General features: G+C 52.7%; 20 protein-coding genes and 1 tRNA gene. 15 read left to right on the plus strand and 6 right to left on the minus strand.

Annotated elements, in window-relative coordinates; translation table 11 throughout:
• Positions 1-154 precede the first annotated feature (154 nt).
• Positions 155-436: a hypothetical protein gene (locus Q31b_RS28400; protein ID WP_197171728.1), complete on the minus strand. Its 282-nt coding sequence runs from the start codon at positions 434-436 to the stop codon at positions 155-157.
• A gap of 1,120 nt (positions 437-1,556) precedes the next feature.
• Here Q31b_RS28400 and Q31b_RS17595 point away from each other — a divergent pair.
• The 9 genes from Q31b_RS17595 to Q31b_RS17635 all read left to right on the plus strand — a co-directional run bounded on the left by Q31b_RS17595 (position 1,557) and on the right by Q31b_RS17635 (position 10,848).
• Positions 1,557-3,863: an outer membrane protein assembly factor BamB family protein gene (locus Q31b_RS17595; RefSeq protein WP_146600939.1), complete on the plus strand. Its 2,307-nt coding sequence runs from the start codon at positions 1,557-1,559 to the stop codon at positions 3,861-3,863.
• 175 nt (positions 3,864-4,038) lie between these two features.
• On the plus strand, positions 4,039-6,189 hold the full coding sequence (locus tag Q31b_RS17600; protein WP_146600940.1) for a PQQ-binding-like beta-propeller repeat protein: 2,151 nt from the start codon (positions 4,039-4,041) through the stop codon (positions 6,187-6,189).
• 360 nt (positions 6,190-6,549) lie between these two features.
• Positions 6,550-6,975, plus strand: a complete 426-nt coding sequence (locus tag Q31b_RS17605) for a response regulator (RefSeq protein ID WP_146600941.1) — start codon at positions 6,550-6,552, stop codon at positions 6,973-6,975.
• Positions 6,976-7,029: 54 nt separating this feature from the next.
• Positions 7,030-7,437: an aspartate 1-decarboxylase gene (gene panD / locus Q31b_RS17610; protein WP_146600942.1), complete on the plus strand. Its 408-nt coding sequence runs from the start codon at positions 7,030-7,032 to the stop codon at positions 7,435-7,437.
• Positions 7,438-7,619: 182 nt separating this feature from the next.
• Complete coding sequence (locus Q31b_RS17615) at positions 7,620-8,102, plus strand: 3-hydroxyacyl-ACP dehydratase FabZ family protein (RefSeq protein ID WP_146600943.1); 483 nt, start codon at positions 7,620-7,622, stop codon at positions 8,100-8,102.
• Positions 8,103-8,182: 80 nt separating this feature from the next.
• Positions 8,183-8,572, plus strand: coding sequence for an acyl carrier protein (locus tag Q31b_RS17620; RefSeq protein WP_146600944.1), 390 nt, complete (start codon positions 8,183-8,185; stop codon positions 8,570-8,572).
• A gap of 6 nt (positions 8,573-8,578) precedes the next feature.
• The gene (locus Q31b_RS17625; protein WP_146600945.1) at positions 8,579-9,085 is read left to right on the plus strand and encodes a 3-hydroxyacyl-ACP dehydratase FabZ family protein; all 507 of its coding nucleotides are present in this window, start codon (positions 8,579-8,581) and stop codon (positions 9,083-9,085) included.
• A gap of 66 nt (positions 9,086-9,151) precedes the next feature.
• The gene (locus tag Q31b_RS17630) at positions 9,152-10,432 is read left to right on the plus strand and encodes a beta-ketoacyl-[acyl-carrier-protein] synthase family protein (protein WP_146600946.1); all 1,281 of its coding nucleotides are present in this window, start codon (positions 9,152-9,154) and stop codon (positions 10,430-10,432) included.
• Between the two features lie 5 nt (positions 10,433-10,437).
• The gene (locus Q31b_RS17635; protein WP_146600947.1) at positions 10,438-10,848 is read left to right on the plus strand and encodes a hypothetical protein; all 411 of its coding nucleotides are present in this window, start codon (positions 10,438-10,440) and stop codon (positions 10,846-10,848) included.
• Between the two features lie 116 nt (positions 10,849-10,964).
• On the opposite strand, the gene trpA is transcribed toward Q31b_RS17635, so the two are convergent.
• Entirely contained in the window at positions 10,965-11,777 is an 813-nt protein-coding gene (gene trpA, locus Q31b_RS17640; protein ID WP_146600948.1) for a tryptophan synthase subunit alpha, read from the minus strand.
• A 320-nt stretch (positions 11,778-12,097) separates the two neighbouring features.
• Here trpA and Q31b_RS17645 point away from each other — a divergent pair, with 320 nt between their 5' ends.
• Entirely contained in the window at positions 12,098-12,844 is a 747-nt protein-coding gene (locus Q31b_RS17645; protein WP_146600949.1) for a helix-turn-helix domain-containing protein, read from the plus strand.
• On the opposite strand, the gene Q31b_RS17650 is transcribed toward Q31b_RS17645, so the two are convergent.
• On the minus strand, positions 12,813-14,222 hold the full coding sequence (locus Q31b_RS17650; RefSeq protein WP_146600950.1) for a TIGR01777 family oxidoreductase: 1,410 nt from the start codon (positions 14,220-14,222) through the stop codon (positions 12,813-12,815). The genes Q31b_RS17645 and Q31b_RS17650 overlap by 32 nt on opposite strands.
• A 14-nt stretch (positions 14,223-14,236) precedes the next feature.
• Positions 14,237-15,145, minus strand: a complete 909-nt coding sequence (locus Q31b_RS17655; protein ID WP_390622333.1) for a sigma-70 family RNA polymerase sigma factor — start codon at positions 15,143-15,145, stop codon at positions 14,237-14,239.
• A gap of 165 nt (positions 15,146-15,310) precedes the next feature.
• Here Q31b_RS17655 and Q31b_RS17660 point away from each other — a divergent pair, with 165 nt between their 5' ends.
• From Q31b_RS17660 to Q31b_RS17670, 3 genes are all read left to right on the plus strand, one after another.
• A complete protein-coding gene (locus tag Q31b_RS17660) occupies positions 15,311-15,595 on the plus strand; it encodes a hypothetical protein (RefSeq protein ID WP_146600952.1) in 285 nt (94 codons plus the stop codon).
• 111 nt (positions 15,596-15,706) lie between these two features.
• Positions 15,707-16,612: a helix-turn-helix domain-containing protein gene (locus Q31b_RS17665; protein WP_146600953.1), complete on the plus strand. Its 906-nt coding sequence runs from the start codon at positions 15,707-15,709 to the stop codon at positions 16,610-16,612.
• 179 nt (positions 16,613-16,791) lie between these two features.
• Complete coding sequence (locus Q31b_RS17670) at positions 16,792-17,361, plus strand: dual specificity protein phosphatase family protein (RefSeq protein WP_146600954.1); 570 nt, start codon at positions 16,792-16,794, stop codon at positions 17,359-17,361.
• A gap of 142 nt (positions 17,362-17,503) precedes the next feature.
• Here Q31b_RS17670 and ylqF read toward each other — a convergent pair whose 3' ends face one another.
• Entirely contained in the window at positions 17,504-18,466 is a 963-nt protein-coding gene (gene ylqF / locus Q31b_RS17675) for a ribosome biogenesis GTPase YlqF (protein ID WP_146600955.1), read from the minus strand.
• Between the two features lie 150 nt (positions 18,467-18,616).
• On the opposite strand from ylqF, the gene Q31b_RS17680 reads away from it, so the two are divergent.
• Positions 18,617-19,444, plus strand: coding sequence for a 3-keto-disaccharide hydrolase (locus tag Q31b_RS17680; RefSeq protein ID WP_231617652.1), 828 nt, complete (start codon positions 18,617-18,619; stop codon positions 19,442-19,444).
• A 172-nt stretch (positions 19,445-19,616) separates the two neighbouring features.
• On the opposite strand, the gene Q31b_RS17685 is transcribed toward Q31b_RS17680, so the two are convergent.
• Positions 19,617-20,168, minus strand: a complete 552-nt coding sequence (locus tag Q31b_RS17685; RefSeq protein ID WP_146600956.1) for a carboxypeptidase-like regulatory domain-containing protein — start codon at positions 20,166-20,168, stop codon at positions 19,617-19,619.
• A gap of 508 nt (positions 20,169-20,676) precedes the next feature.
• Between Q31b_RS17685 and Q31b_RS17690 the strand changes: the two genes are divergently transcribed.
• Positions 20,677-20,750 (plus strand) — tRNA-Pro (locus tag Q31b_RS17690).
• Positions 20,751-21,262: the final 512 nt, after the last annotated feature.

Raw genomic sequence — 21,262 nt, forward strand, 5'->3', positions numbered from 1 at the left:
ATGGGAGCCGAGTATTCGACAGGTGCCGATGGCGAAGGAGCCGAGTATTGAGCAGGAGCTCCGCAGCCACAGCTGCTGCAGCCCGTTTCGCAGCCCGAATCACAACCCATGTCACAGCAGCTGCTACTCTTGCGAATGTTTCCGAACAACTTGCTCAGAAGGCCACAGCCTTTTGGTCCGCAAGCCGAATCGCAACCGGAGTCACAGCATGGCTCGTACGCTGGCTCGCAAGCTGGCACTTCGCAGCACGAGTCACAAGCGTTGCTGCTGCAAAGTTTTCCTTTGAAAAGCTTCGACAGCAAACCACCTCGTTTGACGCTTCCGCAGCAACCACTGTCGCAGGAAGAAACCTCACAACCACATTCGGGTTGGCAAGGAGCTTCGCAGCCACAGGTTGGTTCCACAGCACATCCACATGCAGGTGCTTCGCAGCCACACGTTGGCTCGAGGCATCCACCGAGTTTGTCTAGCAATCCGCAGCCTTTAGGACCACAAGGAGCTTCGCAGCCACAAGTAGGTTCGCAAACGGGTTCGGCACATCCACAAACCGGTGCTTCGCAGCCACACGTTGGCTCGAGGCATCCGCCGAGTTTGTCTAGCAATCCACAGCCTTTAGGACCACAAGGAGCTTCGCAGCCACAAGTGGGTTCACAGGCAACTTCACAAGGAGCTTCGCAGCCACAAGTAGGTTCGGCATAGCAGCCGGTATCACAACAGGCGTTCGAGCCACAGCCCTTAACGCCCAACATTCGGTCAAGTAGGTCGAACCCGAAACTTTGGGTACAGATCGAACTACCAAGGACCAAGGTTAAAGTTAGTATTGTCCGCTTCATTGGAGCCATTTCTCCCTAAATTGCAATTTATGCGGGAAGTTTGTAGCGATGTTTGAAAATTGAAATAGCGGTGCTTCATCGTTCAAGTCACCGATGAGATCCAGTCGCCGAACGAAGTCGCCGGCGAGCATACCTCAAAAGCTCTCGTCGACTTGCTCTAGCGGGTCGGGTGCGGACACCCGGCCCGCCGACTTCGTTCAGCATGTCGATCCTTTCTTGACTTCGTCGATTTTGGCGGATCCGTACAACTTCGCCGCCCATCAACACGTTCAAAGGCTCGCTTTTTCAATCCAATAAATCATCTGTTTTCTTCCGGCATCCAGTACCGGAAGCACATTTGGGTCATTCCGCTGCCAAATGTCACTTTGAGTGTTTCAAGGCGACGTTCCTTAGCGGGACAATAACGATATCGGCGGAGAACCGGTCAAGATTCACTGTTCCGAGCGATTTTCACACGTTTGGAAGGCTTTGACGACTAGAGAAGAATCTCCCAATCTTCTCGTTCAGCCAGTCGTGCCTGTTGTTCTGCTAGACTGTTGATTACAATCATCACAGGGTGCCAGCGAGAAGATGAAAACGCCTCTTCCGAGTACTGCTTGCTGACCACCCATTATCATACTGGCGTTTTCGACTGTTTCGGTAAACTCACCATCACTCGACCAAGATCACCGTCCATCTGTCTCTGTTGACGATCCTCCGAACGAGAACCTAGTGAAAACAACCATGAAATCCGTTTCCATACGACGAACTTTGGCAGCCATTTCGTTTGCCATCGTAATAGTAACGTTCTCCGGCCTGCTAGCTTCGCTAGCGTCTGCCCAAGACCAAAATCCTGCAGCCCAACAAACCAGCCATGCGGATTGGCCCTATTGGCGAGGTCCAGCGTTTGACGGCAGTGCAGACGCGACCGGCTTGCCCGAGGATTTTGACCCCCAAGGCGGTGACGGCAGTAACCTGATCTGGAAACGAGAAGATCTGGGCGGGATTTGCACGCCGATCGTCATGGATGGTCGTTTGTACACAATCCAGCGTGCGGATGAAGGAACGGCAACCGAAGCCGAACGCGTCGTTTGTCTCGATGCGGCAACGGGCGAAACGCTCTGGGAAAACCGCTACAATGTATGGCTTTCCGATGTTCCCGCCGAGCGAATCGGTTGGGCCAGTGTGGTGGGTGATGCCGAATCGGGCAACGTTTATGCCCTCGGTGCTTGTGGCCTCTTTCTCTGCATCGATGCGAAATCTGGCGAAACCGTCTGGAAAACGCCGCTACAGGAACAATACGGCCTGCTTAGCACCTACGGTGGGCGAACCAATTTTCCGGTCATCCACGAGGATTTGGCAATTATCAGCGGTGTGCTGATCAACTGGGGAGAATACGCCAAGCCGAATCATCGTGTGATCGCTTTCAATAAAATGACCGGCGAACCCGTTTGGATCAGCGGGACCAAGGATTTGCCGGAGGACACGACTTACTCCGCTCCCAGTTTGGTCACGATCGATGGCCAACGCCAATTGATCCTCGGTGCAGGCGACGGAGCGATTTGGGGTTTCCAACCTCGTACGGGGAAACCGCTTTGGCATTACGATTTATCAAGACGCGGAATCTACGCCACGCCTTTGGTTGTCGGGAAGATGGTGTTCGCGACGCAAAGCGAAGAAAACATCGACGGCCGTTCGATGGGAGCCGTGGTCGCCTTGAAAGTCTCTGGCAGTGGCGACGAAACCAAGGTTGAAGAGGTCTGGAAGCGAGAAGACGTGGTAGTCGGTTACAGCGAACCCGTTGTCATCGGAGATCGTTTGTACGTGGTCGATGATCGCTGTAAAATGTGGATCTTCGACATGGCGACGGGCGAACCCATCATCGAACAGAAGAGTTTTCTAAGCAGCCGCCAACGAAGTGCATTGTTGACCGCCGATGGGAAAATCTATGTGCTCAGCGAAAATGGACCGTGGGCCGTTCTGGCACCGACCGATGACGGCTTTGAAGTACTCAACAAAGGCCGGATTCGCGATACGCAGTTCTCGGGCTCGCCAATCGTCGCCGATGCCAAACTCTACTTCCCAAGCTCGACTTGTTTGTACTGCGTGGGTGGCGAAAATAGTTCGCAAACGCCGGTGGATATGGCAAGTTCGATCGGCGAAGAAACTCCTGTGACTGAAAATGAGCAAGCGACTCAGTTTCTCGTCGTGCCAGCCGAGGTGATTGTCAAACCAGGTGAATCGGTCGATTTTTCGATCCTGGCGTACAATTCGCTGGGCCAGAAAGTGGAAACACCGCCTGGAGTTCGGCTCTCGGTACAGGGTCCAAGTGGTCAACAGGTGGGAACGATCGAAGGAACTCGGTTCACGGCTGCCAAGGACGTCGCCCACACCGGAGCCACAATCCGAGCGACCATGGGCGATGCAGCGGAAACGGACTCAACCGGTGTGGCGCGTGTTCGTATTGTCCCTGATCTGCCTTGGAAGTTCACCTTTGACGGACTCAGCGACCCGCCGCTTTCGTGGGTGGGAGCGAGATATCGACACATTATCAAACCGATCGATGGCTCACCCGCCCTGGTCAAAATCACGACGATTCCCAAGGGAGCGAGAAGCCGTGCGATGATGGGACCAAGCGATTTGTCCGAGTACACGATTACCGCCGATGTCCGAGGTGCTCGAATGAACGAAAAACTGCCCGATATCGGCGTCAGCGCTCATGGTTATGTCCTCGACTTGATGGGGATTAGCCAACAATTGCAAATTCGAACCTGGGCGGCACAACTGCGGATGGCCGAGACGATTGCCTTCCCTTGGCAGGAAGACCGGTGGTATCGAATCAAACTGAGAGCGGAGATCGAGGGCGAGCCGCCTGCGGCCGTTGCCGTGCTAAAAGGCAAGGTATGGCCAAAGGAAGAAACGGAGCCCGACGAATGGACGATCACCGCTCGCGACGAATCGCCAAATCTGCACGCCAGCCCCGGTTTGTACGGAAACGCAAAGGATGCGGAGATTTACATCGACAATGTCGAAGTCAGAGCGAACGACTAAAACAGCAAAACGAGTTCCCTGGCTCCCGCCCGGAGGACCCGATGATGGCAGGTTCACACCCGCCGAGACAATGATACGCGAGGCGGGAGCCTCGATCGCAGTGCGTCTCCCGGCAAGAGTCTGGGAACGAGCGTTTTTTTGTAAAACCAAGACACCATTTACCAACGATAACTCGATGACTAAAAACGATTCAAAAAAGAGCGAATGGAACGCAATCACATTGATCTTTGTCGCAACGGTTTGCGGGAGCTTAACTTCGCTTGCATTAAGCGGATGCGGTCAACCAACGTCACTACATGCGTCCACCGTCTCAGCCACGGAGACCGCTGATAGCTCCTGCTGTCCCTGCTGCCCAAAAGCAACGTCCTGTTGCAGCGAGGAAGCCTCCGCGGAGTTGCTGGTGTCGGTAAAGGATGACACGCCGATCAGCGGCGTTCAAGAATACAAATCACCCGAAGAAGTGATGGAGTCGGGCGATTCCTGGCCTCAGTGGGGCGGCACCCGGCTCGGCAACAATGCTCCCAATGTTACGGGGCTCCCAGCAACCTGGATCATTGGCGATTTCGATCGCCAAACCGACGCCTGGGACAAGGATTCGTCAGAGAACATCCGCTGGGTGACCTCGCTCGGCAGCCAAACCTACGGCAACCCTGTGATCGCGGATGGGAAGGTTTTCGTCGGTACCAACAATGGCTCTGGCTACCTCAAACGCTACCCTTCCGAAGTCGACCTGGGCTGCTTGATCGCGCTCGATGATTCCAACGGCGACTTCCTTTGGCAGCATAGCAGTGAAAAACTAATCACGGGACGGGTTCACGATTGGCCGCTGCAAGGCATTTGTTGTGCGCCACTCGTCGAAGGTGATCGGCTATGGTTTGTCACCAACCGTGGCGAAGTCCGATGCCTCGACACAAACGGGTTTTACGATAACGAAGATGATGGTCCGGTCGTGGATGAACCGGCAAAAGTGGCTGAGATTATGAATGCGGGTGATGCGGCCCAAGCCTACACGGACTCCGTCGCAGCCCTGAGTGCTGGAAAGCTTTCCCAGGCGGCAAAGGACGCTCTTTCGGCAGCCGGTGAAGAAGTCCAAGGCGATGTCGCGATCAAGACAATCACAGCGGACAAAGTTTGGAGTTTGGCGGGGAATTTCGGCGGCGTCGATCGCGAGCTGTCTGCAAAAATCGTGGGACCGCGTTTGGTCTTTTCCAAAACACTCGGCACTCAAGATAAACGTGAAGCGGATACGGTTTGGGTATACGATATGATGGACGAACTCGGGGTTAGCCAACACAACATGGCCGCCTGCAGCGTAACAAGCTACGGCGATCTGCTGTTTGTCAACACCAGCAATGGGATGGATGAAGCGCACATCAACTTACCGGCTCCCGATGCCCCCTCCTTCCTTTGTATGGACAAGAATACCGCTGAGGTCTATTGGACGGACCGATCGCCTGGAGTGAATATCTTGCACGGCCAATGGTCGAGCCCGACGGTTGCCGTCTTCGATGGTACCCCGCAAGCGTTGTTCGCAGGCGGTGACGGGTATCTCTATAGCTTCCGTGCAGACAAAGGCTCCGAGGGCAAGCCCGAATTGCTTTGGAAGTTCGACTGCAACCCCAAAGAATCAAAATGGGTGCTCGGCGGAAAAGGAACCCGCAATAACATCATTGCAACACCCGTTGCCTACGACGGAAAAATCTTTGTCGCCGTCGGCCAAGACCCGGAGCATGGTGAAGGAGAAGGGCACTTGTGGTGCATCGACCCGACTCGGCGAGGGGACGTGTCGCCTGAATTGGCTGTCAAAATTCAAGACGACGGATCGCGAACGCCAATCGAACATCGCCGACTGCAGGCGGTGATTCCCGAAAATGGCGAAGCGGCTGTCGCCAACCCCAATTCTGCAGCCGTTTGGCACTACCGGTTTGCTGACCAAAATGGTGATGGCGAATACGATTTTGAAGAAGAAATGCACCGAAGCTGTGGGACCGTAGCGATTAAGGATGATGTCCTCTATATCGCTGACTTTGCTGGTTTGGTCCATTGCCTGAGCACAAAACCAGATGAATCGGGGATGCCGATCGTGCACTTCACCTATGACATGTTCGCCCAAAGCTGGGGCAGTCCGCTGATAGCAGATGGACACGTGTACATAGGCGACGAGGATGGCGACGTCGCCGTTTTTGAATTTGGTCCCGAAAACAAGGAGCCAATTGAAGAAATCAATATGGAAACGAGCGTCTACAGCACCCCCGTTGCGGCAAAGTCAACGTTGTTTATTAGCACCAAAGACAAATTGTTTGCCATCGGAAAGCAGTCTGACTGAGTTTTGCGGCACAGAAGGTCTGGCTACTTGGCACAAATGTCCGATATAATGGTGATCGGACGTAGGATTCGCATCGAGTGCTCTGTCACAATTGATTCTTAGGTTAGCGGATCTTGTCGAAGATCCTGCTACATCGAGATCATTTGCGGGGGATCGTTTGCAAGGATCGTTTGCAAGGCTCATTTGCAAGGATCATTTGCAAGGATCATTTGCAAGGTCTACTACTGGCAACCACTTATTCTCAGCGGGGAAGATGCACTTACCTGCCAGAGACCATTCCTACACGACCAATCCTACCAGACCATTCCTACACGACCATTCCTACACGACGAATTCCCCAACTCATCGGGTTAGAACTGTATGCCAAAATTACTTGTCGACTGCGGAAACTGCGGTCCCGACTTTCAATCGATACGCCGCATGGCGTCTTCGCATTTCAAAGCATCGGTGATCCAAACCCATGGTTTCGACGATACCGTTGAGGCTCTTCGCAAGCACAAGGTCGACTTGGTTACCATCAATCGTAAATTGGACCGTGATTACTCGGACGGCTTAGAAATCCTAGCGAAAATCAAGGGCGACCCTGCGTTCAAGGAAGTGCCGGTGATGCTCGTGACCAATTATGACGAACACCAACAGTCTGCGATCGAGGCTGGAGGAGTCCGTGGATTTGGGAAGCTGTCAATGAACGACGAAGTAACCCGTAAGCTTCTCGAACCTTATTTGTCTGAAAAATCGGCTGTTGAATCCGACATGGCTGAAAAAATGCAAAACGCCAACCGCTAGCCGAATTCCATCTCGTCGCAGCCTTATTGATCCATTTGAACTGGAACACCCGTCATGCCAGGCCCCACTCGAAAACTACTCTCTGCGAAGATCCATCGTGCCACGATCACGGCTGCTGATGTGGATTACGAAGGCAGCGTTACGATACCACCCGAGCTCCTCGAAGCGGCGGGAATCGTACCGTATGAATCGGTCCATGTCTGGAACACGACGCGCGGAACAAGGCTGGAAACCTATGCGATTGCCGGCTTACCTGGTTCGCGTGACGTCTGCATGAACGGGGCCGCAGCCCACTTGATGCATCCGGGCGACCGAGTGATCTTGGCGACGTATACATTTTTGAGCGAAGACCAAGTCGCAAACCACCGTCCTAAGTTGGTCTTCGTTGACGAAACGAATCAAATCAGCCATTCTGGACCCGAAATTCCTGGTCCTCAACGCCGTCAGTCGGTAAACGGCTAGGCGGCGTTTGCCCGAGAAGGGGTCTGACCTTCTCAAAACATGCCCGAGAAGGGGGCTGACCTTCTCAAAACATGCCCGAGAAGGGGGCTGAACCTCTCAAAATAATCCGAAAACTACTGAAAAAACAAATGTCCGCCTCCAAAGGGTCAGCCCCCTTTTTCTGGACAAAGCCTAGTTAATCCATGAAGTACAGACAACTTGACAAAATCACCTCGATCGAACCTGGGAAGAAGATCTCGGCCGAGCGAACGCTTCAGGAAGACGAAGAGTACCTCCTCGACCATTTCCCTCGTTTTCCCGTGATGCCTGGCGTGATGATGCTCGAGGCAATTCACCAAGCTGCAATTTGGATGATTCGCAGCGGCGACGATTTCAAATATCCTCTCATTCTGCTCCGCGAAGTGAAAAGTGTGAAGTTCGGGGATTTCCTCGTACCCGGAGAAACACTACAAATTAACGCAGAAGTGTTGAAATCAGACGGAAATTTGACGACTGTCAAAGCCAATGCGACAAAACAGGGGCGAACAACCGTTTCGGCTCGCCTCGTTCTTGAACGTTGTAGCTGTAACGATCCAGAAAGGTTAAACACTGATCAGGACGTTAGTTGGCGAGCGAAAAAGCAGTTTTTGGAAATGTTTGGCCCCCTTTTATCCGATGGTTCCTAAAAGCTTCCTCTTCAAGTTACACTTCCCACCCATACGCATTCACTTAACCACCCAAGAAAAACACACAAGGATTCACTCTGATGGCTCTTTCTCAAGACGAAATTTTTGCCAAAGTCCAAGAAGCACTGATCGACGCATTGGGCGTTGACGATGACGAAGTGACCACCGATGCTACCTTGGTCGGAGATTTGGGCGCCGAATCAATTGACTTTTTGGACATTGTTTTCAAACTCGAAAAAGCATTTGACATTACCATCCCCCGTGAAGAACTTTCGCCCGAAGATGTCTTGACCAATACGCAATACGTTCAAGATGGCAAGGTAACCGCCGAGGGACTGGTTGAACTGAAGACACGAATGCCTTGGGCAGACTTGTCAGAATTCGAAAAAAACCCTCGCGTTGAGAATTTTGGCAACTTGCTAACGGTTGGCGATTTGTGCAATTATGTCGAAGCCAAGCTCGGAGCGTAATTTTCGATGCGTTGGTTTTGGGTCGACCGTTTTACTGAATTTGTTAGTGGCAGCCACGCGCACGGGATCAAAAATGTCTCGTTAGACGAAGAGGTTGTGGATGAATACAGCCCAGGATTCCCCCTCCTACCACCAACTTTGGTGCTTGAAGGGATCGCCCAACTTGGCGGAATTTTGGTTTCTGAGCATTTCCAGTTCAAAAAACGTTGCGTTTTGGCGAAGGTCGGCAAGGCGGTTTACCATCGCTTTGCACGTCCGGGTGATCAGCTTTGCTACAAAGTCAAGATGGAGTCGGTTCACGATACCGGTGCGACCGTTTCGGCCACCAGCTATATTGACGACAGCCTGCATGCTGAAATCGAATTGATGTTCGCGTTTTTAGAAGAGGGACGCTTCACCGATGGACCACTTTTTGGCCCCGGTGATCTTGAAGCAATGCTGCGACTCATGAATTTCTTTCATGTCGCAGTGGACGCTTCTGGTAACCCTGTCCCGGTTTATGATTGTCTGTAGTACCACCAACCCGCCCGCCAAGCGTGCGGCCACCGTTTCACCTTTTCAAGCACAATAGGTTTTCCCATGCGTCGCCGTGTCGTCGTCACTGGTATCGGAATGATTAACCCGATGGGCCATGACGCGCCTACCGTTTGGGCAGGCCTTCAAGAAGGTAAAAGCGGTGTCGCCAAAACCACACTGTTCGACGCCTCAGGCTTCCCCACCAAGATAAGTGCCGAAGTCAAAGACTGGGACGTCAGCAAGGTTGGCGAATCGGTCCAAGCGTGGTCGAATCGAGGCCGACACACCCGCTTTGCTATCGGTGCGGCGAAACAAGCGGTAGAGGACAGCGGTGTGCTCGCTGCGATTACCGATCCGACCCGCTTCGGCGTTTACATGGGCAGTGGCGAAGGGAATCAAGATTTCACAACGTTTAGCCGTATGATGTCCGCTGCTTTGGCGGAGGGTGACTATGACGCATCAAAGTTCATCGCCAAAGGCTTGGAACTGCTGGATCCTGCCAAGGAACTTGAACAGGAACCTAACATGCCTGCCGCTCACTTGGCGACCATGTTCAATGCACAAGGCCCCAACATGAACTGCCTTACCGCCTGTGCGGCTAGCAGCCAAGCGGTCGGCGAAGCGACCGAGATCATTCGCCGAGGCGATGCCGACTTCATGCTCGCCGGAGGTACCCACAGCATGATCCATCCTCTCGGCGTGACCGGATTCAACCTCCTGACCGCAATGAGCGAGAGCAACGAGGAACCCACCAAGGCGAGCCGCCCGTTCGACCGCCTGCGCAACGGGTTCGTCCTCGGGGAGGGTTCCGCAATGATTGTGCTCGAAGAATTGGAATCCGCTCGCCGTCGGGGAGCAAACATTTATGGTGAAGTGGCCGGTTACGGCAGTACCGCCGACGCTTACCGTGTGACCGACATCCCGCCCGACGGGCACGGCGGGATCGCGGCAATGCGAATGGCCATTGCTGATGCCGGCTTGAATCCCTCCGATATCGACTACGTCAACGCGCACGGCACGAGCACCACCGTTAACGATCGAGTTGAAACGAAAGCGTGTAAGGAAGTCTTTGGCGAAAACGCGATGAAGGTGCCCATTAGTAGCACCAAGAGCATGATGGGGCACTTGATCGCCGCAGGTGGTGTGACCGAAATGATCGTTTGCCTGCTGGCAATTCGTGATTCCGTTTTACCGCCAACGATTAACTACGAAAACCCAGATCCTGATTGCGATTTGGATTACGTTCCAAACGTCGCACGCAAAGCAAACGTGAGCAACGCCCTTAACAACAGCTTTGGCTTCGGCGGTCAAAACGTCACGCTTTGCATCCGCCGCGTCGAGTAATGACGATGAGTGACTTTACCGATGCCGAGCTAGCCGCGTTTCTTGACGAAGCGCTACCAGCGTGCCAAAGTTCACAATTAGAAGAACGTCTTCGCAGCGATACCGATCTGCGGCGAAGATTGATCGAAATCCAAGGGCGTGAAGCTGCCGGCCTGCACACCATTGGTGCGATTTGGCGACGCGATCGACTGTCATGCCCAAGCCGCAGCGAACTCGGACAATACTTACTCGATGCTCTCGAGGCCGAAAAAGCGGACTATATCCGCTTTCATCTTGACGAGGTGGGGTGCCGATACTGCCAAGCCAACCTAGCTGATTTGCAGGAAGCATCTACCTCAAAAACGCCAACCGAAGATCGACGAAAACGCTATTTTCAAACAAGCGTCGGGTATCTCCGAGACTCGCATTCACAGTAGGCGAGTCTCTCCGAGACTCGCACCGCAAGCCTCACACCCCAAGCCTCACACCTCACACCTCAAGCCTCACACCTCAAGCCTCAAGCCTCACACCTCGGCGTCTCGGAGAGACGCCGCTACTTGTCGATCGCTTGCCGCAACTCTTGGACAAATTCACAAACGCGATTCACCGTATCCTGCTTGTCTTGCCCTAGCGCCATTCGCCGGACGATCGCCGAGCCAACGATCAAACCATCCGCTACGGGGGCAAGCTGTGCTGCCGTTTCAGGGCTGCTAATACCAAAACCAATACAAATGGGTAAGTCGGTTTGATCGCGCAACCACCCAACGTTATCGATCAAATCCGTTGGCATGGCGGTTCGCTCACCTGTGATACCCGTCACGGAAACATAATACAGAAAACCAGACGACAAGTTGGCAATTCGAACTTGGCGTTCCTTGGGGGTCGTGGGCGTCACCAATTGAATCAAGCTAAAGTCAGCTGCTTGGCAGATTTTGGCAAAAGCGGAAGCTTCCTCTACCAGCAAATCGGGAACAATCGCACCTGCATAGCCAGCCTCCTTTGCTTGCTCAACATAGGAATCGAGCCCGATCCGATTGATGATCGAATAACTGACCATGGTGACGCGAGGCATCGCTAATGGGGGACTCTGGGGGCCGCCCAAAAGTCGTTTACCTAAATCGAATGCCTGCTTGAGTTTAAAGCCTCTATCCAAGGCGCGTTGGTACGAGGATTGGATGACCGGACCATCCGCGATCGGATCGCTATAAGGGATCCCCAGCTCACACAAATCCGCTCCGGACGCCTTGATACTGCGCAGGATTGCCTCGGTCGTTTCAATGTCGGGATCGCCAGCGGTAATGAATGGCATCAACGCTTTTCGATTGGAGTCTCGTAATTCGGCAAAAAGTTGGTCGATCGCTGACATGGAAATCAATCTTGATTGTATTGAACGGTATCCTCGGATTACAAACAGCGATTATCCTCCAATCCAGCAATTCTGTTAAGACACCTGGTTTGGGAATTTGTCATTTGTCTCCCGGCAAAAACCGTCTTACGCTTTCCACCCGTCGTTGATCGTTATAGAATATCACTAACTCCTGCGCATCGAATGACGGCATGCGCCCATCCCCCAGTATGATCTCGGTAGCTATTGCCAAGCTCATCGCAAACAAGTCGAATATGTCGACGCAGCCTTGACGGCTCCGCCATCGAAAACCACCAACATTGGAACAAGAAAACAGACTAATGGGCAATTTATTTGATGCAATCGACTGGGCTGACATCTTCCGCGTTGAACCCGGAATCGGGCTGACGATTCTGTCGAAAGATGGCGCGGTTATCTATGGCAACGATGCTGCCTACGCACTCTTTGGGATTGCTCCGCCTAGCTCCGATGATGGGGAATTACCCCGAAAGCTGAGCGATATCTTTCACCCGGAATTTGTCAAGGAACGGCTTGCATGGATTAACCAAGTCATTGTCGAGGGCAAGCCGCTGCGAGCAAAACACATCTACGACGGACAGCAAATCGTCTCCACCATCTATCCAGTCGGTGAATCGACGGCACTCCAGTTTCGCGATTCGGATTCCGAGGAAAGTGGAGTGAGCACGGACGCAGAAAGTGATGCCGTTACGGGCGAAGAGGGAGTGAATCACTACGCGTTGATTATCTCACGACACGACCAAGGTCAGGATTCGCCGTCGATCGATACAGTAACAAGCCAATACATCGACCTGGGTTGCTTGTCATCATTGAGTAAACGAGAACTCCAAATTTTCATTCTGCTTGGACATGGCAACAGCGTGCCTGAGGTGGGCCGAATGTTGCACCGTAGCCCACGCACCATCGAGCGACACAAAACAGAAATTGGTCGCAAACTGGGCTACTCATCGCTCGCTGAAATCGCTCGCTCGGTCGGTCACCTTGGTTTAACCTACGATCATATCCAACTCGAACGGTTCAAGGCACGGGCTGACGAAGAGAAGACTTAAGCCGCTCTTTGCCGAGCAGATATCGCAAAGTTTCTTCCAAATCCGTGAAACGAAACGAGTAATTCGTAGCTTGCAAAACGGTCGGAAGCACGCGTGTGCTTGACAGCAATAATGCGTCTGCCATCTCACCCATTGCCAGACGTAATGCGGCCGCTGGCGCCGGAAATAGCGCTGGCCGATTGACCACTCTGCCGAGTGTTTTTGCGAAATCGGAGTTGCGGATCGGGTGGGGAGAAACGAAGTTTACCGCTCCACGAACCTGTTCATTCATCATTGAGTGGTAGAGTGCGCCGATCGCATCATCGAGAGCAATCCAACTCCACCACTGTTTGCCGTTTCCAAGTGCGCCGCCCGCGAATTTTGCTGGCACAAGCATTTTCTGAAGTGCGCCGCCTGATGGTGAAAGAATCAAACCAAACCGCGCATGGACGACTCGAATTCCGGCATCCTTCGCCGGTTGACAAGCTTGCTCCCACTCGTCAGCCACCCCCGCCAAAAAGTCGCCTCCGCCACTGGATTGTTCATCGAGAATTGCCTCGCCTCGATCGCCATAAATGCCGGTCGCTGACGCACAGATCAAAACCTTCGGCTTGTTTTCGAGTTTGGCAAGGGATTCACATAATTGCCGAGTCTTCATCACACGGCTGTCATGAATCTGACGCTTCATATTTTCGGACCATCGTTTGCCAGCGATTGATTTTCCAGCCAAATGGATAACGGCCTCTGTGCCGTCAAGACGCTTGGCTTCGCTTTCGCTTTCCCAGACGGCAAGGCGGTCTTTCGATGGTGAATCGCGGACAATACGAACCGTTTGATGGCCGAACAAAGTCAACATGCTTTGGAGCGCGGATCCCACCAATCCGTGACTCCCTGAAATCGCGATTTGTGACGTCTGGTTGGGATAGACGCTCATCAAAGCCAAATCGTCTCGCGTGATCCGATGCCGGTAAGCAAACATCGACTCAACTTTTCGACGTACCCATGCGCCACCAAACAGCCGTCCGAGGGCACCCAAACGAACCCGGTAGTCGATCGTATCGGTGAGACACGAACCGTTGTTCTGCGGGCTCTCCCCATCAGCGAACTCGTGCCGGTGCTCCCAACTCGCAAATGGACCTGAAATCTGAGTGTCGGTAAACGAGTGGGGTGGGTTATAAGCAGTATGCTCGGCGACCCAACGAAGCGGCACGCCGAAAACACTCATCTTCAAAATAACTTGGCTGCCAACTTTTAAACTGCCATCACTCTTCTCGATGACAACCGACTCCCATGGCGGCGTTAACCTCTGCAATGCCCCAAACCGTTCGTGATAGGCGAAAGCTCGCTCTTTGGAAACACGAAGTGAACTTGAAACGCGATACCGAATAGAAGCCGTCATAAAAAACGTTGCCCTTATACTTCGAGTTCAGCAAGCTGGACTTCGCCAGCCATACTGCGTAGCTTATCCATCGCCCGTCGTTCGATTTGACGAACTCGCTCTTTACTTATCCCCAAACGGTCAGCCAACGATTGTAGAGTATGAACCTTGCGATGCGAACCAAGCGAAAATCGAGCGCGAATAATCAACTTCTCGCGGCGGTCCAAGTCTTCAAGCATGCTTGCCAAGCGGCTGCGAAGTTCATGCCAACGACCTTCGCTAATCGAAGAACCACGATCCTCATCACTCAGATCCAAATTCATGTCCTGTAGTCCCCCCACCACTTTTTGTCGCTCTTGCTGATTCATCACCACCGTGCGATACGAATTGCGACGAACAACCTGAGTTGCATACGTACTGAAACGAAATCCACGGTCGTAATCGAATTTCTCTACCGCACGCATTAGGGCCACGATGCCGTCACTTAGCAACTCATCAAATGGATTGTTTGCATTCACAAACTTCTTGACGATCGAGAAAACCAAACGCAGATTTGCCTCAACGATTCGGTCTCGATGCCAATTGGCGAGCGACACCAAGCGATCGATCAGCATCAAGCGAACGCGTGACGGACGGTTCGGGTTTAACAAGCGGCGATGAACCGCAGCGTGATGGAGTAAAAAGTTCATTCGCTGAAATAGCATCACCTCTTGCTCGGACGTCAACAAAGGAGCCTCGCAAAGTCGACCGAGATGAATTGGCAGATCAACGCCGCTGCGGGTAGCCGTTCGCATTCCAAGCTCCTTCTGACGAGGTGCCAGCCCGAGTGACACCGAAAAAATCTGGTTTCCCGAACCCGCATCCGCGAAGGCGCTGTTACTGATCAAGCCGATCTCTTGGCGAAGTTGCATCTTCGTCGCGCGCCTCAGATCGTCCCGGCTCATCAAATTGTAGTCGCGAGCCGCAGCGTCGGCAGCAAGATTCGCCGCTTCGAGTTCGGCCGAACGCATCCACGCTGCAACGCGCGCTGGAATCGTCATCTTCTTATCAGAAACGGTGGAGGTTGCTTGGGTCATCGAGTTACTTTCCAGTGAAAACGGAACAGGTTAATGGACGCTCAATCAAGAATGAACGTTTTTGACGCCCAAAACGTTCATGTCGTTATATGCGCGGTGTCATCGGAAGGCAAGGCGCAAACGAGCATTTTCCGCATATTTATTACATGGTTCCGTTTCTGGTCATTTTCCTGCCATCTTCAGGCGTGGAGCCCGGAAATTGTTCGTTTTCCTGCCAATGATGCCGTTGGCTTTCTTGCCAGTTGTTCTATAGTTTCTCGAATGGAGCTTGCTGCAGGAAGCGCGCCGACCCGAACCAAGGTGTCCTGCTCAAGCTAGATATGGCTGCCAGTCCTGACTCCCTACGCCACTTTCAATTTGGATATCGCTCTAGAGATCAGTCAAAACGTTCATTTTGTTCAATTCACAACTCGTTGAAAGAGTTTAGACGTGGCAGTTCGACTTCCCCATTTTTCGCCAAAACAAATTGCGGATGCTTTGCAGGTTAGCGAATCCTCCATCAAGCGATGGTGTGATCGCGGTGATATTCCGACCATCCGAACGCTTGGCGGGCATCGCCGAATTACGATTGAGGGACTTCAGCAATTTCTTCGCGATACCGACCGCGTGCTGGTCAATCCCGATGTGCTGGGTTTGCCATCCCTGGCGCCGGGACGAGACGATCGGATCCCTGGTGAGCAAGATCCGAACCAATGCGAATTTCGTTGTGCTTTGGTAGCGGGCGATTTCGAGAAGTGTTGGAAATTGTTGGAAAACCGAATTGAGACTGGCGTCTCCCGTTGGCAAGCTGCCGAAAGTTTGATCACCGACGCAATGTATGGGATTGGCGAGGCTTGGGGTTGCAACGAGTTAGACGTGTATCAAGAACGTCGCGCCTGCGATCTCTGCATAAAGTTGATAGTAAGGTTAGTCGAACAAATCGCAGCGCCATCCAAGGGGGCACCGGTGGCGATCGGCGGGGCACCTGAGGGAGATCATTATCAATTGCCGACCGCATTGGTTAAATTGGCACTCCGCGAAGCGGGCTGGAAGGCGATCAATCTGGGCAGCAATTTGCCGTTGGATAGCTTCCTGCAGGCGGCTCATGACTACAAAGCTGAATTGGTTTGGATGAGCATTTCGGCGATCCAAGAACCGGAACGATTCATCGCCGAAGAGAACCGATTGGCCCGGTTACTGGGCGATCATGTTTCGCTATTCATTGGCGGACAAGCGTTATCGGTTTCGTTTCGAGCAAGACTTCGCTACACCGTCTGTTGCGAGAGCCTTCGTCAAATCGTTGATTTTTCAACGATCACTCGCTCCTCCTCGCCGCACGAGAGAGTCGTGCGCTAAGCACTCACTCGCCATGCGGCACTTGTCCATCACGCTCTCCGCATTTGCTGCGGTCGGGCCATCCTGGGATGCCGTCCGTAGTTGCGACAAGTATCTCGATCGCCTAATATCAAGTATCAAAATAGCTTCACGCGTAGCTCCCTCTGTTTCGATTGAGTGAGGATGTATCGATCAGCGACATGCCAACCGTATCCGAATCCAATCTGAATCCCCCATTGTCGCGATCGAAGCGTTTGTACGCTCAATCGGTTTTCTACCCGACCTTGGCTTGGAACTACACCCTCGGCCGAATCCTTCACATCCGACGTTGGTGGGACTACATCGATTCGCATGTGATCGTTGGCGCCTACCCGTTCGCTCGTGATGTTCCTCGGTTGGCCGCCGAAGGGGTCAAGGCAGTCGTGAATACTTGCGAAGAATACCCTGGTCCGCTCTTAGCCTATGAAAGTTTCAGCATTGAACAATTTTGGATGCCGACGACCGACTTCACTCATCCGTCGCTTGAAAACGTCAGCGAAGCGGTCGAGTTCGTTGAACAACACGCCAAGCAGAACCAAACGGTTTACATTCACTGTAAAGCAGGCCGCGCCCGTAGTGCGACCGTAGCAATGTGTTGGCTGCTCAAGTACCGGAATCAATCGATCGCGGAAGCCCAACGAACGTTGCTGAAAGCCCGCCCGCATATCAATCCTCGTTTGGGCCAGCGACCGGTGGTGAAACAGTACGCCAAGCAATTGGGGCGTCGTTGACTACCTGGCATTCGTGCTTTGTGACCCCTTGATTCTAAGCTTGTGGCAAAAGAGTGGCTGGGGCGTGTTGCTCCAGTAAACCGCGGCTAGAAGCCACTGCCACGAAAGAGGCTTAGCCCCCATTTTTCATGGTGACAAAGCTCTAGCGGCCGTCCATTTCACGCGACTTTCGCTGGGCTCGTTGCTTATCGCGAAAACGCTTCTTTCGCTTCGCATCTTTCTTGGTCGCCGCTTCGGCTGCCTCGGCAACCCGAGCGGCCGTTTGCACCCTTTCTCTCGCCATCATCTGGGGGGTTTCCAAGGTTAACCGCCCCATGACCCCGGAGCGAAATTCGGTTACTAGAATTCTGGAAGCACGATCGATATCGACCAAATTGCTCTTTCCCAAACAACCTCGTTTGCGCCCGATCGCTTCAATCAACTCTAACTCGGTCTCAGGCATTACATCAAGCTCGTATCTCGCTGCCAATCGATCCGGATACTTGGCCAGTAAAAAACGGGCAGCAAAGAAACCGATGTCGGCGTAATCCATCGCCGTTTCCTTGACCGAACCGAGCAGGGCTAGACGGTAGCCGCTGTTCACATTGTGAACATTCGGCCAGAGCATTCCGGGGGTATCGAGTAGCATGATACCATCGCCGATTTTCACCTGTTGCTGCTGCCGAGTGATTGCCGGAGTGTTTCCGGTTTTGGCAATTTTTTTTCCCGCCAAAAAATTAATGATTGTCGACTTCCCGACATTGGGAATGCCGACAATCATCGCGGCGGTCGTTTTGTCCCTGCGATGAGGAACCATCCGAGTCAGAATCGATTTGAGTCTGCGGATCGTCGGCACATCCTCGCTCGTAACCGCCGCCGCCCGGAGTGAATCGGATTGCTCATAATACGATAGCCATGTGGCTGTCATCGCTTCATCAGCGAGATCACTCTTGGCAAGAACTTTCAAACAGGGCTTGTCGCCTCGTAATTCCGCCAACAATGGATTTTCGCTCGAATAGGGAATCCGAGCGTCCAGGACCTCGATTACCAGATGCACCTTGGGAAGCACCGCTTCCATTTCCAAACGAGCCTTGTGCATGTGGCCTGGAAACCACTGTATCGCCATGAGTTTGTTCCAAAAATTTGCAAAAAAAGAGACTTCTTGTTGATCGCCATGTAGGATCGCGAAGGAAACTCATTCGGAGTAAAGTAGAAGCTAAGACCCCAAACGTCGATACCGGCTCGCTCCATCCTACCAAATCAACAGGAAGCAAACATGTCAAATCAATGTGAAAGCCTTTTTCTTTTTGTTCGCCCTACACTGGGCCGCGTTTTGCTGATTGCCGCTATGCTCGGAACGTCAGCCACCGCTTATTCCGGAGAGTATTTGAGCGGGATCGAGTGGCAAGAACCCCCGGTCGTCGAGCCAGGGAAAACGAATTCCGATCCACCGTCAGACGCTATCGTCTTGTTTGACGGAACCAATTTGGACAAGTGGGAAAATGGCGAAAATTGGATTATCAAAGACGGGGTTGCCATCACTGGCAAAGGCCAAATCAAAACGAAACAAGATTTTGGTGATTGCCAGATTCATATTGAATGGTCAGCCCCCACACCTCCTACTGGTAAAGGACAAGGACGAGGCAATAACGGTGTCCTGATCATGGACCGCTACGAAGTTCAAATCCTTGACTCCTACCAAAATGATACCTACTTCGACGGGCAAGCGGGTGCGATCTACAAGCAGAGTCCTCCAGCGGTCAACGCGATGCGACCACCAGGAGAATGGAATGTCTATGATATCTTCTTCACCGCACCACGCTTTGATGATGACGGCAAACTTGTATCACCAGCCATCGTGACGGTCATGCACAATGGTGTGCTGATCCAGCACCACTTCGAGTTAGCAGGAAACACCTTCTACCAAGCACCACCTTCCTACACCGCTCACGGTAAAGCACCGTTGACCCTTTTTGAGCATGGCAACGCCGTTCGTTTTCGTAATATCTGGATTCGTGACTTCAAGCCGATGAAGGGGGAACAAGTTCGCGAACCTGCGATTCGAGAAGGCAAAAAGCTGACCCCCATCAAGACGAACAGCTAGCTCCTTTCTCGCCATCGGCCCCAAAAGACGCAAGCGACTTTTCAAGGTTCGCTATGTCGTCGGCAGTGAGCTGCATGTACTGGGTATTGCTTCCGTGTCCCCTGTCATCTCTGAAGCTGTAAACGACGCGAACCGAAGCCCCCCGTCGTCCTCCGTCCAGCCGGAAGGATTGTTACCATGTCCGAGTGGGAAGGCGGGCATCCACCACGCGAAGTGTCGCATCGCCACTTCCAATTCCATCAAAGCGAAAATGCCCCTGTTCGTCCGTGCGAACGACTTTTCGCGGGTAAGCCTCTGTTTGCGTCATCGAAATCGGTACATCGGCCGTCGGCGTCCCATCAGCGGCGACAACGGTCCCACCGATAGAAAATCCTTTTTGCAATACAATTCGCAGATCATCGCGTTTGGACGGCTCCACATCGACTAACCTTTCAATTTCTGCCTCAATGTAGAGATCATGAGAGAACGAAATTGCAGCGGTTCGCTTGCCCCACTTCGGATGATCCTCGAGAAGTCTAGCTTCGTTGCTATAGACTGCAAATCGTCCGTCAACGTCGGTGATCAGATCCTCGACGCCGGCACAAAATCTCTCCGTACCGAGAGACGAAGAGGCTGATACACCTTCAATTGATTGCCCCGATTCATCGACGACCTGGCCAGCGAAGTGATACGCTTCAGGCAGATTCGCGTTAAATGCACAGCTTTTCCCGAGCGTTAGTGTCACTTCATCCGTTGCATCAACTTTAGCACCGCCGCGGTGTTGGAATCGGTGCTCGTGCCATCAATGGCTAGCCCGGATGATTCATTAGCCGTTTTGCCGATAGCGGCCTGCTGATTTAATCGTTTAACGCTTAGCCGAAGGCGTCAGCTTGTTCATATGCGGTCGCCTATGGCTTGGCGTTAAACAATAAGTCGGGTCAAACCGATTAAATCGACAGGCCGCTAACGCCAAAACGGCTAATACGCAGACTGTTTTTCGAGCAATGAACGTAAACGCTTGAAGGCGTAGACGTTAGCAAAACAATTTGCAAGCCCATGAATCATCCGGGCAACGGCCAATTCGCGAACCGAAGCCGATTCACGTTGCCACAGCTCGCGAAGCAGCCAACGGAGTCAATTGGTTCTGTGCAAAACATTTGAAATCGCGATGGACTGTCATCCGGCCACGTTGAGGAAACCGCAGGATCCCTTATAGCATCCTGCAATTGAAAACGATAAAATTGCGAATACATCGGAGCGTGGCTCAGCCTGGTAGAGCGCTGCGTTCGGGACGCAGAGGTCGCAAGTTCAAATCTTGTCGCTCCGATTTTTAAGTCCTTTCCAGGTAGGGACTTACGACGACCAGTCGTGATACGATTTGGTGATACTTCCCGGTGATACGATCGGTGATATCCTCCGTGATACGATTGGGACCGATTCGGGATGATTCGAGTGCTCGGCTCCAGCAATGAGCCTAGTCGCCTCAGTCCCCTATCCCTTTTCAGGGGAAAAACCAAATCGTGAGGATGATTCTACCGCTGCTTCGATCCTCGCTGGTTAACACAGTGAGATTAAAGAGAGACGTGCAAGGATGTTCGTTTGGCAGCCAATGTGCCGCTCCCGCCAGCAACTTGTGTGTCGATTTTGGTGGTCAGCGAGTGCCCTCTCACCCCGCTAATTCGATGGGGTGATCCCTTCACCGGATGTCCTGACTAGCCCGGATTATTCACGAGACACCAAACAAAAAGGGCCTTTCTTGCGTCTAAGTGTTTAACAACAAAGCACTTTCGACAAACAAGGAAGACCCTTCATGAGTTTACAGTCTGCGCAGCAATTTGT

Source organism: Novipirellula aureliae (assembly GCF_007860185.1).
GTDB classification, from domain to species: domain Bacteria; phylum Planctomycetota; class Planctomycetia; order Pirellulales; family Pirellulaceae; genus Novipirellula_A; species Novipirellula_A aureliae.